Below are 13,713 nucleotides of genomic sequence, written 5' to 3'. Positions count from 1 at the left end.
GTTTAGTCAATCATTGCTGAGCTGATGGACGCCTCCTTTCTCTTCGCCGGCGTCATCGGGCGAATGGTAAAATAGACACTATCTCGAAACCTGGACGATCTCCTCGCCGGGTCTTTGTCTCTGCGCCGAAAGTGCGCTTCTAAGGTGAGTTGTTTTCATTTTACCCTGTCTGTGGTTGCATCTTGAGCGGTCTCACGTTACGAAATCCCGGGAGGCCAAATATCGAGGCCGAAAATGATTACGCATCGCCAAGATATCGACGGCTTGCGAGCCGTAGCCGTCATTTTTGTGATTCTTTATCACTGTGGATTTGATCGCATTCTCCCCGGCGGATTTATCGGGGTGGATATTTTCTTCGTGATATCGGGGTATCTGATTACGAAAATCATTCTCGCGGAAGCGAGCGATGGCCGATTTTCGATCGGCAACTTCTATAGCCGCCGAGCCAAACGAATTCTTCCCGCTGTCGTAGTGATGTATGCTGTTGTGATGGCGGTTTCGTATTTTACGATGCTGCCCGACGAAAGCTTGCGGGTCTTCAAGTCCGTCACGTCCTCGGCGCTTTTTGCCTCAAATGCATACTTCTATTGGACGACTGGATATTTCGATGACTCCGCGGAATTCAATCCGGTCCTGCACACATGGTCGTTGTCGGTCGAAGAGCAGTTCTACGTCATTTTTCCGCTGATCGTCATGGCAGCGAGCCGGTATGGGCGCAGAGCAGCAGGGATTGCCATAGCAGGACTTTTCGCGGTCAGCATGATTGCTGCCGTTGTCACTGTGCCAATCAATCGCTCTGCGGCATTCTACCTTGTGCAATATCGCGCGTGGGAACTGCTGGTAGGCTCTCTCATCGCAGCACCGGCCTTGAGGAAATTCGCCGATATGCGGATCAACGGCGCGCTTTCGGCCATCGGCGCCTTGGCGATCGGCCTCAGCGCTCTGCTGCTGTCGAAAACCTCCGAGTTTCCCGGCTTGGCGGCTTTGCCCGCGACCGTCGGCACGGCTCTGATCATCTGGGCGGGTCCAGGCACGCTTGTCAGCAAGCTTCTATCATTGCGGGTCGCCACCTCTATCGGCTTGATCTCCTATTCTCTCTATCTGTGGCACTGGCCGATCTGGGTGTTTTCGAACCAGTACGGGGCGTGGGAGCATGGCTGGCAATTGGTGCCGGTCACTGTCAGTTTTGTCGTCGCATATTTCTCCTGGCGATTTATCGAAACGCCCTTCCGAACGATGCGATACCGGCCCGCAGTGTCCGTTGCCGCCGGTGCTGCCTCAATTGCTTCAGTGGCAATGCTGGCATTCGTCGGACAACTCGCCGCCGATCAAATGAAGGACGACAACAAGCTTGTCGAGCACGTGGCGGAATTTGCCGATTACGACCCCTCGAAAGCCTTCCGCAGCGGAAAATGCTTCCTCACCTCAAACGACGGTATCGAAAAATACGATCGCGATGCCTGCCTGGCTCTCTCAAGCAGTCAGCAAAACATAGCGCTCATCGGTGATAGCCACGCCGCCCACCTCTATCCCGGCTTGAAGGCGCTGCCCGGGATCAACGTCGTTCAAGCGAACGCATCGGGATGCCGTCCGACTCTTGAGGCCGAGGGCGAAGAGCGCTGCCTGGAACTCATGAACTACGTGTTCAACGAATTTTTGCCGAGCCACAAGGTCGATGTTCTCGTGTTGGCGGGACGCTGGACGGCAGACGACACCAAACTCATCAGAAAGACGGTGGACTACCTCTCGCCCTTTGCCAAAAAGATCGTCGTCTTCGGACCGGTGGCAGAGTATAAATCTTCCTTGCCGCGGCTGCTCGCGCACAGTCTCTACGACAGGCAGCCATTTAAGGCCGCCGATCATTTGGCGCCTCGCCAGCACATCGGCGTCGACATTCGCGACGCTCTGGCCGGAAGCGGAGCACTCTACATCTCCACCTATAAGACCATGTGCAACCCGGACTGTGTCGTGTGGACAAATAGCGGTGACCCGGTGCAATTCGACTACGGGCATTTCACCGCCGACGGCTCCCGTCTTCTGATTTCAAAAGTGAAACAGGACCTCACCGTTCAGCGGTGAGGACTTGGGCCCATATTGTCTGTCTTGAAACCGTCTCGATGAGACAGCCCGGTCCGCGTTCAACTCGTGAACCGGCCATCCTGCAGAAACGACAGGGCTTGGCGCCACATGGTCCTGTTGACGGGCAGGAACGTGTGGTTGGCGGGAATGACGATATGGGCCGCCGCGCCGTCGAGACGGGTGCTTTCCACCGACACCTTTCCATCACTCGGAACCCTGAGGCCGATGATGAGGGAAGAGACCGGGTCGATGGTCCGGTTCCCTGCAATGATGCCAAGCTCGTAGTCGACCGTGCCGAACAGCTCGGTCATTTCGGTTTGATCGGTAATCAGCTGTTGCCCCGCCGGTCCATAGAACTTCCTGTAGGGCGGCCATGTCTTGAGGAAATCGGCAATCTCACTGCCGTTGTTCGGCGTTCCGACCATGATCACTCTGCCAAGGTTGGGCGGGCGATCGCTCTTGAGGAAAGCGCGGATGATGAGCCCACCCATCGAATAACCGACAAAATGCACACGGCCGTCGCCGGCCTCCTTGGCAGCCGCGTCGATCTGCGGCCGAACGATATCGACGAGATCGCTGATCGAAAACCTGGTGGAGGGGTAAGCGACATTCACAACCCGATAACCGTTGCCGGACAGGAAGACCGCGAGCCTCTGCATGCTTTTCTTCGTCCGGGCAATACCGTGAAAAAGGATGACTGTGTCGTTCATCAGATGTCCCGAATAGCCATAGATTTGAAAGCTTGGTTGTGGCGTAGGAATTCCTTAAATCGGAATCGATTTAAGGATAAGTTGTGCAGCATTCAAAGTGCTACAGCGTCTTTCGTTAGGCGTTGCAGAAAGAAAGAAATGCGGGGCCCGTGACGACCAGCATCAGACATATCGCCAAACTTGCAGGAACGTCGGTCTCTTCGGTCTCGCGGGTGCTCAACAACAGCGGTTACGCCTCGCCTGAGCTCAGGGACCGCGTCGAGGCGGCGATCCGAACGCTGAACTACACACCCAGCAAGGGCGCCCGCATGCTACGCGGTGCGCCAAGCCGGATGATCGGACTGATGCTGCCGTCGATCGACGTGCCGTTCTTCGGCATCCTCGCCCACGCCATCGAACAGGAATTGTTTCAGCACGGCTATCAGACGCTGATCTGCAGCACGGCGGAAAATATGGATCACGAGGCGCGCTATATTTCCATGCTGCTTGCCCAGCGCGTCGATGGCGTCATCGTCGCAAGCGCTTTCGGCAGCATCGAGCATTTCGGGGTGCTGCGGGACGCTGGCATTCCGATCATCGCCATCGACCGCGAGCTGAACGGCATCGCCGATGACGCCGTCATGGCCGATCATGAGGAAGGCGGACGGCTGATGGCCCGCCATCTGATCGGCCTCGGCCACCGGGTGATCGCCATCGTCGGGGCGCCGGCCCACAGCCAGCCTATCCAGCTGCGGCTCCAGGGCATCACGGCGGAAATGGCGAAAGACGGCATCACGCCTGCCGCCGTGGCGATGGCGGAAGAGCACAGCTTTGCGGAAACCTACCGGCTGGCGCATAAATTGCTGGCGTCTCGACCCGATATCACAGCGATCATCGGCACCACCGATATTTCCGCGATTGCCGCAATCCATGCCGTCCAGGATCACGGTTTTTCCGTTCCGAGGGATTATTCCGTCGTCGGCTTCGACGACCTGCCGGAGGCGGCCTACGCCTTTCCGCGGCTGACAACGGTCGCACAGCCGATCCGCAATGTCGGGCAGCAGGCAGCACGGCTGCTGGAGGCGCTGATTGAGGACCAGCAAACGGGGGACGGATCGCGACAGGCTGCGATCGTCAAAGTGCCGGTTACGCTGATCGCGCGCGATTCCACCGGCCCGGTCCGCAGCGCAGAAAACCCGCTTTAAAAGCGGTTACACAATTCCCGGCAAAAGCGCTTCGCGCTTTGCCTGGGAAAACCGCTTCGCACTTTTCCTGGAATTGCTTAGGGCCGGACGATGACCTTGATCTCGCCCGGTAACGGCGCGTTGCCGACCACGTCGGCGACCTCTTCGAGACCTATGGTTTTGGTGACCAATGCATCCAGTTGCAATGCCCCGTTTGCCACCAGTGCCGCAGCGCGCGAATGGGTGAAAGGGTTGAGGTAGGCCGGTCTTATGTCGACTTCGTTGATCAGCAGATCGAAGGGCAGAACCGGCACCTCGACGCCCGCCGGCGTGACGCCGAAAAGCACAAAGACGCCACCGCGCCGCGCCATCCTGAGGCCGCTTTGAAGTGTGTCGCTGACGCCGGCGCACTCGATGACCACGTCTGCGCCGCCTTTGATGACCTCCCGAACCGAAGCGATCGTGTCCGAAGAGTTCGGGTCGAAGGCGTGCGTGGCCCCCAGGCGCAGGGCGGTTTCGCGTCTCGATTGCTGGCGCGTTATCAAAAGCACCGTGCCTGCCCCGGCCAGGCGGGCAAGCTGCACCATCAGCAGGCCGATCACGCCCCCGCCGAGGATAGCGACGCCGTCGCCCGGGCGGATCCTTGCCTTGTCGATGGCGTGAATACAGCAGGCCAGCGGTTCGCAGAAGGCGCCGTGAACGGGATCGAGGCCGGCCGGCAGCAGGAAGGCTTGCGCCTGCGGCACCGCCACATATTCGGCAAAGCCGCCATCGCGCGTCACACCGATGGCGGTCAGGCTCTCGCATAGATTCGGCCGCGCCTGCGCACAGGCCCGGCAGGTGCCGCAGGCGATGTTCGGGTCGACCGTCACCAGTTCACCACCGGCGAAGCGGGCGACACCCTCGCCGACCTCTTCCACTATGCCGCAAAATTCGTGGCCCATGGTGACGGGGATAGACGTCGGATATTCGCCCTTGTACATGTGGCGATCGGAACCGCAGATACCTGCCGCCGCGACCCGGACAAGCAGCTCGCCAGGCCCTGCAGCCGGTTTCTCGACGCTGCGCATGGTCAAAGACCCGATCGACTCCAAGCGTACCGCCCTCATTCCACTCCTCCAGACCACGTTCGATTGCCTATTGCTGCTGATGAGACCAAGCGCTCAGCTCATGACATTGCCGCCATCGACATTGTAGCACTGCGCCACGATGTATGCTGCATCAGGCCCAGCCAGGAAGGCCGCCATGGCGGCTTGTTCCTCAGCCGCGCCGAATCGTCCGGCGGGGACGGCTGCAGCCACGCGGACCTTCACCTCGCCGGGTTGCAAGCCTTCCCGGCTGCCGAGTTTTGCGTCGACGACGTCCCACATCGGCGTATCGACGACGCCGGGAGCGATGGCGTTGACGTTGATGCCGTAACGGACCAGCTCCAGAGCGCAGCTTTGCGTGATGCTGATGACGGCCGCCTTGGAAGCGCAGTAAGCTACCGCCGGTCCTTCGCCGCGCCGGCCTGCCTGGGAGGAGAAGTTGATGATGCGTCCACCTGCGCCTCTCTCCACCATGTGCCGGGCAACAGCCTGTGTCATGAAGATCAGGCCTTCGATATTGACCTGGAATACCTTGGCGGTGCGCTCCCGGGATATTTCCAGGATCGACTCGACCTCGTAAATGCCGGCGGCGTTGACCAGGATGTCGATCTGACCGGCGGCGGCGATGGAAAACCGCACGGCGTCCTCGATGCTGTCCTGGCTGGTCACATCGAGCGCCACACCCCAGGCTTGAGGGCCGATCGCCTCCGCCACCCGCGCGCATTTCTCGCCGTCGAGGTCCGCCACGACAACCCTGGCGCCTTCTGCGGCGAAGCGTTGGCAGACCGCCTTGCCGATGCCGCTGGCGCCGCCCGTGACCAATGCCACCTTGCCGGAGAGCCGCGTGTTTTCCGTATACGTCATCGCGCTGCCTCCCTGGCCGCATCCAAACCGACAAAGCTGCCGTGCGCGGCTGCCATGGTGAATAGCTTCATCTGCTCCTCCCTTTTGACTGGACGCTGATCGCAGCCGCCTGTTTCAGGCGGGATTCGTCTCCTTCGCCTCCCGCAGGAGGACAGACATGTCGGGGATGCCGTCGGTAGCCGTCGCACCCATCAGGCAATGCGCAGCCGCAGCATGGGCGACAGTGCAGATATGCTCGACAGGCCAGTTCTCATGCAGGCCGTAGAGCACGGCGGCACAGAAGGCGTCTCCGGCGCCGACCGTGCTGACAATGTCATCAGGATCGACGGATCGTGACCGCGTCATGATCGGGGCAGCGCCCGATGTAAACCAGAAGCAGATCTCCGGCGCGTGGATGACCGCTCCCTTGGTGACGCCTGCGGCCAGCAGTCGCTCGCCGGCTTTCATAAGCTGCGACTCGATCAAATCTCCGTTCGCATCGCGAACGACAAGGCCGGTTGCCCGGCCGGCCTCCATTTCGTTGATGATCAGGAAATCGCAGAAGGGCAGAGCGACGCCGACCTTGGCCGCAAATTCCGGGTCTTCGCTCGAGACGAAATCCACACAGGTCGTCAGCCCCGCCCGGCGGGCGGCTTCGAGCAGGCGCGAGGCTCCCGACAGACCGTCGGGGCCGATGCGGTCGAGACCCGGCAACAGCATGAGGTAACCGAGATAGAATAGCCGATATCCGGCCTCGGCGAAGGCCGCAGGTGAGACGCGCTCATCCGTGACCGCATCGTTGGCGCCGCCATGATAGAAGAAGGTCCGGTTCTGGCCGGGCACATTCATCACATGCGTATGCGCCGTCACCCGGTCGGCAAGCGCGGTGAGACCACTGATATCGACGCCGGCCGCCGCAAGCCGGGCCTTGACGATCTCACCGTCCGGATCGGCGCCGATGCACCCGGCGGCCGCCAGTTTTCCGGGAAATCCGAGCGAGGCCAGATCGGTGACGACATTGGCAGCGCCGCCCCCGACGCCCAGATCCTGGTGCAGGATGTGGGCGAGATTGCCCTGTTCGGGCCAATAGGACAGGGTGTGGACGCGATCGACAATGAAATTTCCGGCGCAAACGATACCGCCCTGCTTCAGACCGCCCTGATGGTGAACCTCCTCCCCGGTTTGCATCAGCGGCCTCCCTCGTTCCACAAGAGCCTGAACGGCGGCTCGTCTTCGTCGATCGCGGCAAAGCGGCCAATCAGCTCCAGAAAGAAATTATCGCTGTTGTCGTCGTTGACCTGGCTGACCTCGCCGACGAGGACAGGTCCGCCGCCTTTCCGGCCATAAAAGCGGTGGTAGAGCCCGGTGCGGATCGTCACGCTCTGGCCAGGCTGAAGAACCAGCGGCTCCCATGCAGCGAGCCGGCGCGGCAGCCCGTCGACCGGAACCGTCACATCCTCCTCCAGCACGCGACCATCGATATCGGTTGCGGCGAATTCGACGACGAGATCGCCGCCGGCGCGATTGATGATGTCTTCCATCTTCGCCGCATGCCGGTGTGTCGGCGTCAACTGCCCTTCCTCGACGAAGAGCAGCTTCTCGGCATAGCTCCGTTCACCCTCGACATCGACGATGCCATTGCGCAAGCAGAATAGCACGAGGCCGCATTCGGCAAACCGGTTCAAGCCGAAATCGGTGACGTCCCAGCCGAGTTGATGAGCGCGCAAATAGGCCGATTCCGCGGGATGCGCGGCAAAATCCGCCGCCGTCCAAGAGCCCCATGCCGGCAGGGACCAATGCCAGCGCTTAAGGGTCGCGGTTGCCCGCACCAAAGCCGCGTTGATCTCGGAACGCTGCATCAGACGGACGCCCGGTCATAGTCGACCGGCACGACGACATCCTCGCGGCCGGATTTGAGGGCCGCCGTCAGGACGGCATGATGGGCTTGCGCTTCCGCCGGCGTGGCGCAGCCGAAACCGTTCGCGTTGCCTCCGGCAAGCTCATCGACGAAGGCCGCCCACATCTGCTGGATAGCATCGGCAAAGCCGAATTCGAAGATCTTGCCGGTGATGGCGGGAAACAGCGAGCCATAGCCGAGATCCTCGGTGCTCCAGGCCTGCGCGCCGCCATGATAATCCATCCACTGCCACTGGCGTGGCGACTTCGTGCTGAAGAAGGCACTCTTCTTCATGCCGAGAACCCTGATGTACCAAGTGTTGGATTCGCCGGGCGCAATACGCCAGGTTTTCAGCACCATCGGAAAATCCTGATCGCCGGTGCGCACACGGCTGCTGATCGTGGCATTGTCCCAGGTGGTGCAGGGCAGCGTGCCGCCTTTGCCGTCGGGACGTTCGGTGACCTTCTTGACCAGTTGCGCATGCAGGGTCGTCGGGCGCCAGCCGAGACGCAGCGGCACATGCAGCACATGCATGCCGAGATCGCCCATGCAGCCGTAGTCGCCGTTGATATCGGCCATGCGCTTCCAGTTGATCGGCTTCTGCCGGTCGATATCCGACGAATGCAGGAAACCCGCCTCGACTTCGACAATCTCCCCCATCTCGCCGCTTTTCGCCAGCGCGATGAGCTTCTGGGCGCCGGGGAAGAAAGGCATTTCCGACGAGCAGCGGACCAGGAGTTCGGGGTGTTCGGCAAGAGCCGCCATGATCTCCCGGTTCTGGGCAGCGTCCATGCCGAAGGGCTTTTCGCCGAGAAGATGCTTTCCGGCCTTTACGACATCGACATAGAATTGCTGGTGCAGCACATGCGGGACGGCGCAATAGACCGCATCGACTTCGGGGTTGGCCAGCAGCTCCTTATAGTCGGCGGTGAACTGGCGAACACTCGGCACATGATCCCTGAACCAGTCGAGCAGCGTCGCGTTGGTGTCGCAGACGGCGACGATTTCCGGCCGCGCCTTCACGTCGGCCAGATGCAGCCAGCGCGCCGCGGCACTGGCGAATTCGCGCCCCATCAGACCGCAGCCGATGACGCCGAAGCGGAATATTTTCGTCATGACATGTCCTCCCCAGACGCGCGTCAGCCAATATGCAGCGAGGCCTGGTCGACCGAGGCCTTGTCATGGACGATCGCCATCAAGGCGCGCGTCATGCCGCCGGGATTGTGATGCTGAATGACGTTGCGGCCATAGACGATGCCACGGGCGCCCTGCTCCATCAACTGCTTGGTGCGGCACAGGATTTCCTGATCCGAAACGCGGCCGCCGCCGCGCACCAGCACCGGCAGGCCCTGGGCGATCTCGACCACGCGGTGATATTCCTCGACATTGTCGCAGGGGTCGGCCTTGATGATGTCGGCGCCGAGTTCGGCCGCCTGGCGCACCAGCGGCAGGATCTTGTCGATCGCGCCATCGACCATATAGGCGCCCTTGGAATTGTCCTGCATGACCAATGGCTCGACCATCAGCGGCATGCCATAGATCTCGCATTGGCGCTTCAGGCTGTTCACATTGCGCACGCAGGCCCGATAGACTTCCGGCTGGTCCGGCAGCAGCAGCAGGTTGACGACGACACAGGCGGCATCCAATACAACGCCCTGTTCCACCGCCCTGTCGATCATTTCGGAAAACAGCACATACGGCAGTGGATTGCCGTAGATGTTGGCGATGTCGGTGCGCAGCACCAGCGCCGGGCGATGCTTGCCGGGAATGGCCTGCAGCATGGGCGCGGTGCCCGGCGGCAACTGAATGGCATCCGGGCCGGCCTCAGCGATCACCTCGATGGCGGTCTTCATATTCTCGATGCCGGCGAGGAAGGTCCGTTCATTGAACATGCCGTGGTCGATGGCAACGTCGAAGCAATTGCCGGACACGCCGAAAAGTCGGTTCAACCGTGCGGATTTCATCAAGTTTCTCCCAGATGTGGCAACGTTTCCACATTCGATAAACGGCGCGAAATTAAGAGTCAAGAAAATGTGGTAACGTTTCCATATTCGCTGTTGCCACCGGCTTTTCAACTGCGGGAGGAGGCGCCGCTCGAGCCTCCGCCCGAGGAACTACCAGCAGGTGAATCCGGCATCCACGTTGACGATTGCGCCGGTCATCAGGCTGGCGGCGCCCGATGCGAGGAAGAGGACTGCGCTTGCGACTTCCTCCGGCGTTCCCATCCTGCCCATCGGCGTGTCGGCGAGCCAGAGCGGAATGCGCTCCCGATTGGCTTCGACGGCGACCACCATCGGCGTCTCGATATAGGTGGGCGCGACGGCGTTTACCCTGATGCCGTGCTGCGCCCATTCGGCGGCCAACGAACGGGTGAGATGATGGACGGCCGCCTTGGAGACGTTGTAGGCCGTCTGTGGCTGCGGCCGATTGCAGATATGCCCCGACATCGAGCCGAGATTGACGATGGCGCCGCGTTTCATCGAGACCATGTGGCGGCCGAAAGCCCGCGAGCACCAGAAGACGCCGTTGAGATTGACATCCATCATGCGCAGCCAATCCGCATCGGTCAGATCCTCCGCCGGGATGCCGCTCTGGCCAATGCCGGCATTGTTGACGAGGATCGTCGCCGGCCGGCCGGCGTCGGCAAGCTCCGTCGCGATCTCTTCCATGCGGCCGGCGTCGGTGACGTCGCCCAGCCGGACGTCGACGTCGTAGCCCTTGTCGCGCAGTGCGAGCGCTTGCCGGGCGTCGGCCTCGGCGCGTTCGATGACGACGACGGCAGCACCCGCCTCCGCCAGCGCCTCGGTGCAGCAGAGCCCGATCGCACGCCCTCCGCCGGTGATCACCGCACGGTCGCCGTCGAGGCGAAATTTCTGCAGGTAACTCATATCAAGGCTCCTCAAATGTCGAATGCGCTGGGAAGCACCACGATATCGCGGATGGTGACGTTGCGCGGCCGGGTCAGCATGAAGATGATCGCGTCGGCGACCTCCTTGGGCTCGATCAGAGCGCCGGCCTCCTTGGCCTTGCGAAGGTTTTCCTCCGGCCAGTCCGCGAGCAGAGCGCTGATCACCGGCCCGGGAGAGACCGAGCCGACGCGAATGCCGTTTTTCAGAAGCTGGCGCCGCATCGTCTGGACGAAGCAGGTCATCGCCCATTTCGACGACGAATAGACCGGCTCCCATGGGATTGCCGAATGCCCGGCGACGGAGCTTGTGACGACGATGTCGCCGGTGCCGCGTTCGATCATGTGCGGAATGACATTGTGAACGTTCTTGATGACGACATTCACATTGAGATTGAGCATCCGATCGATCGTGTCGAGGTCGGTTTCAACTAGGTCGCCGCCGATATAGGTGCCGGCATTGGCATGCAGGATATCGAGTCTGCCCGTCTTCGACAGGACGCCCTCGAGCAATCCCGCGCACTCGTTCGGATTCAGCAGGTTGATCACCAGCGGAATGGCGCGCTCGCCGAGCCGGCTGCAGACAGCCTCGAGCGCCTTTTCATCCCGATCCACCAGCACGACCGTTGCGCCGGCGGCGAGCATTGCCTCGGTCGAGGCCAATCCTATGCCTGAGGCCGCACCCGTGACCGCCGCGATCTTTCCAGTCAATTCCGTCATCGTTTTCTCCTCCTATCTTGATCCCGATTGCTCATTCTTCCCGACGCCGCAGGCCGCGTGATAGTCGGCGAGACTCTTCGTCACTCTCCAGATCAGAACCTCTTCCGGATCGAGCGGCGCGTCTGCGAAATGCTGCGCGGCCGGCATATGCTGCCAAAGCAATGGCAGTGGCACTGATTGCCCCCGAAGCGCCTCGCACAGGCGCCGCACGGCCTCTTGCGCTTCAGCCGCTGCCCAATAATAGCGGATGCGGTCGGAGAGCGAGTAATGCCGCAGCCAACGCATCTCGGCCTCTGTGCCGTGGTAGTGCCGGCGCCAATTACCCGGCTGATCGAGCATCAGCGCGTCCATTGCTGCATAGAGCGGACGCTGGCCGTAATCGGGCAGCAGGTCCGAAGCGATCGCATCGAGCCCATAGAGCGCCTCGCGCAGGACGAAGGTCAGTTCGGGACCGACTTTCAGAATCGGAAACCCGGCCTTCACCAGCGCGGCCAACGGCCCGGTGCCCTGATAATCCGTCGAGTGGGCCTCGAACACGAATTGCGGCTCCTCGCCGAGCGCCGATTGCAGCGCCTCGATCTTGCTGCTGTCGTAGAGGATGACGTTGTGATTGCCGAATTCGACACCCGGCTGAACGACCAGGCCGATGGCGCGTCCGAACGCTTGGCCGAGTCCCGCCTCCGCAAAGACCCGGCGGTGGACGTCGATCGTCTTCAGCGCCGCCGCGGCAGCCGTCGGTTCGATCGTCGTCAGGGCATGATCGGCCCCGCCCGGCGGCGGCACCTCGGTGCCGATGACGTAAACCGGCATCGCGCCGCCGGCCTTGTTCGCCGCGGCCTCGGCGACCGCGGCAAGCCGGGCGGCGCGATGGGCCGTGGTTTCGTCGTCGAGCGCCACCGGCTCGCCCTGGCAACCCATCGAGGCGTCGAGGTGAATCTTGCGGAAGCCGGCGTCGACATAGGCGGCAACCATTTTTTCCGCCTCGGCCACGGCCTCTTGTGCCGGGCGGTCGCGCCACGGATTGGGGCCGAGGTGGTCGCCGCCGAGAACGATGAGTTTTTCAGGGCACCCCTCCTCCGCCGCGATCCTCATGACCAGGGACGCGAAATCGCTTGGCGTCATCCCGGTATAGCCGCCGAGGTGATTGACCTGGTTGCAGGTTGCCTCGATCAGCACTGTGCTTTGCTGTTGCCGGCCGTGCCGGAGTGCGGCGCGCAGCACGATCGGATGGGCGGAGCAGACCGAGGTCACACCCCTGGGATCGCCTTTGATCCTGAGCCTTGCCAGTTCGTTGAGATGCACCTCCATCACCGCCGCCTTTCCGTTGACGCGATAAATGCATCGAGTTCCGGGCGGGTGCCCGCACCTTCCATCGGGCCCAGCACCGTCACGTTGCGGGCGCCGGCGGCCGAGGCATAGGTCAGAGCCTGCTTTGGAGACATTCCGAGCCGCCGGCAGGTGAGATAGGCACCGCCGAAGCAGTCGCCGGCACCCGTAGGGTCGACCTCCTGAACGACAAAGGCGGGAGCCTCGATGCGGTCTCCCCCGCTGGCGAAGTAGGTTGCACCGCCGACTCCGCGCTTCAGCACGATCTCCCTGACGCCAAGCTCGAACAAGCGGCGGATCGCTGCCGCCTCGCCTTCGATGCCTGCGGCACGCTCAAGCTCCTCTCCGGACGGCAGAAGCAGATCGGCAGCGGCGACAAGCCTGGCAAACCGGCGCTCGGTGTCTTCATCGAGCTTCAATTCCTTGCGGATGTTCGGATCGACCGACAGCGTTCCGCCGCGCGCCTTGACGATGTCGACCGCCTTGTCGATCACCGCCCGCGCACTCGGCACCGACAGCGCGGAACCCATCACGTGAAGATGCCCGCTTCGACCGATCAGATCGCCGACCAAGGGAGACCAGCCGAAGCGCGCGGCTGCCGAGGTGGCGATGTTGTAGACGAAATCTCTGGAGCCGTCCTTCCGGTAGCGCACGAAAGCGCTTCCCGAGGGATAGTCGGGATCGATCGAGATCGCCGAGATATCGACGCCGTCGCGTTTGAGGCGATCGGTATTGAGACGGCCGAAATCATCATCGCCGACGGCGCCCACCATTGCCGCCTGGCCGCCGAGCCGGCCGCATTGCGAAATGAAGATCGCCGGCGCTCCGCTCGCAAACGGACCGACGAGCGGCTGGGCTTCGCGGAACCCGTTTCCAACCGTCGTTGCGACGATCTCGACGAGGATCTCCCCGACGCAAACCGTCGGACCAAGCGCGTCCGGAGCCAGTATCGATGCCATGTGCAATCCTGCTTTCGATCCCT

Annotated in this window: 13 protein-coding genes; 2 read left to right on the top strand and 11 right to left on the bottom strand. The window is 61.9% G+C overall.

Features of this window, described 5'->3' with window-relative positions:
• The first annotated feature begins 234 nt into the window (after positions 1-234).
• Entirely contained in the window at positions 235-2,079 is a 1,845-nt protein-coding gene (locus AMK05_RS03275; RefSeq protein WP_064836486.1) for an acyltransferase family protein, read from the top strand.
• Between the two features lie 59 nt (positions 2,080-2,138).
• On the opposite strand, the gene AMK05_RS03270 is transcribed toward AMK05_RS03275, so the two are convergent.
• Positions 2,139-2,789, bottom strand: coding sequence for an esterase/lipase family protein (locus AMK05_RS03270; protein WP_064836485.1), 651 nt, complete (start codon positions 2,787-2,789; stop codon positions 2,139-2,141).
• Positions 2,790-2,938: 149 nt separating this feature from the next.
• Between AMK05_RS03270 and AMK05_RS03265 the strand changes: the two genes are divergently transcribed.
• Positions 2,939-3,973, top strand: a complete 1,035-nt coding sequence (locus tag AMK05_RS03265; protein WP_064836484.1) for a LacI family DNA-binding transcriptional regulator — start codon at positions 2,939-2,941, stop codon at positions 3,971-3,973.
• Positions 3,974-4,050: 77 nt separating this feature from the next.
• Here AMK05_RS03265 and AMK05_RS03260 read toward each other — a convergent pair whose 3' ends face one another.
• From AMK05_RS03260 to AMK05_RS03215, 10 genes are all read right to left on the bottom strand, one after another.
• Entirely contained in the window at positions 4,051-5,061 is a 1,011-nt protein-coding gene (locus AMK05_RS03260; RefSeq protein ID WP_064836483.1) for a zinc-dependent alcohol dehydrogenase family protein, read from the bottom strand.
• A 54-nt stretch (positions 5,062-5,115) separates the two neighbouring features.
• The gene (locus AMK05_RS03255; protein ID WP_064836481.1) at positions 5,116-5,904 is read right to left on the bottom strand and encodes an L-iditol 2-dehydrogenase; all 789 of its coding nucleotides are present in this window, start codon (positions 5,902-5,904) and stop codon (positions 5,116-5,118) included.
• 114 nt (positions 5,905-6,018) lie between these two features.
• On the bottom strand, positions 6,019-7,071 hold the full coding sequence (locus AMK05_RS03250; RefSeq protein ID WP_064836479.1) for a carbohydrate kinase family protein: 1,053 nt from the start codon (positions 7,069-7,071) through the stop codon (positions 6,019-6,021).
• Positions 7,071-7,742, bottom strand: a complete 672-nt coding sequence (locus tag AMK05_RS03245) for a D-lyxose/D-mannose family sugar isomerase (RefSeq protein WP_064836477.1) — start codon at positions 7,740-7,742, stop codon at positions 7,071-7,073. The genes AMK05_RS03250 and AMK05_RS03245 overlap by 1 nt, the downstream gene beginning before the upstream one ends.
• The gene (locus AMK05_RS03240; protein ID WP_064836475.1) at positions 7,742-8,896 is read right to left on the bottom strand and encodes a Gfo/Idh/MocA family protein; all 1,155 of its coding nucleotides are present in this window, start codon (positions 8,894-8,896) and stop codon (positions 7,742-7,744) included. The genes AMK05_RS03245 and AMK05_RS03240 overlap by 1 nt, the downstream gene beginning before the upstream one ends.
• A gap of 23 nt (positions 8,897-8,919) precedes the next feature.
• A complete protein-coding gene (locus tag AMK05_RS03235) occupies positions 8,920-9,744 on the bottom strand; it encodes a class I fructose-bisphosphate aldolase (RefSeq protein ID WP_064836473.1) in 825 nt (274 codons plus the stop codon).
• Positions 9,745-9,894: 150 nt separating this feature from the next.
• A complete protein-coding gene (locus AMK05_RS03230; RefSeq protein ID WP_064836471.1) occupies positions 9,895-10,668 on the bottom strand; it encodes an SDR family NAD(P)-dependent oxidoreductase in 774 nt (257 codons plus the stop codon).
• An 11-nt stretch (positions 10,669-10,679) separates the two neighbouring features.
• Positions 10,680-11,405 carry an SDR family oxidoreductase gene (locus AMK05_RS03225; protein ID WP_064836469.1) on the bottom strand — a complete coding sequence of 242 codons (726 nt, stop codon included), beginning with the start codon at positions 11,403-11,405 and terminating at the stop codon, positions 10,680-10,682.
• Positions 11,406-11,417: 12 nt separating this feature from the next.
• Positions 11,418-12,713 carry a D-tagatose-bisphosphate aldolase, class II, non-catalytic subunit gene (locus AMK05_RS03220; protein WP_064836467.1) on the bottom strand — a complete coding sequence of 432 codons (1,296 nt, stop codon included), beginning with the start codon at positions 12,711-12,713 and terminating at the stop codon, positions 11,418-11,420.
• The gene (locus AMK05_RS03215; RefSeq protein WP_064836465.1) at positions 12,713-13,690 is read right to left on the bottom strand and encodes a tagatose kinase; all 978 of its coding nucleotides are present in this window, start codon (positions 13,688-13,690) and stop codon (positions 12,713-12,715) included. Before AMK05_RS03215 ends, AMK05_RS03220 begins: the two co-directional genes overlap by 1 nt.
• Between the last annotated feature and the right edge of the window lie 23 nt (positions 13,691-13,713).

It is taken from the genome of Rhizobium sp. N324 (assembly GCF_001664485.1).
Taxonomy (GTDB): domain Bacteria; phylum Pseudomonadota; class Alphaproteobacteria; order Rhizobiales; family Rhizobiaceae; genus Rhizobium.
This window is presented reverse-complemented; position numbering and strand designations above follow the sequence as displayed.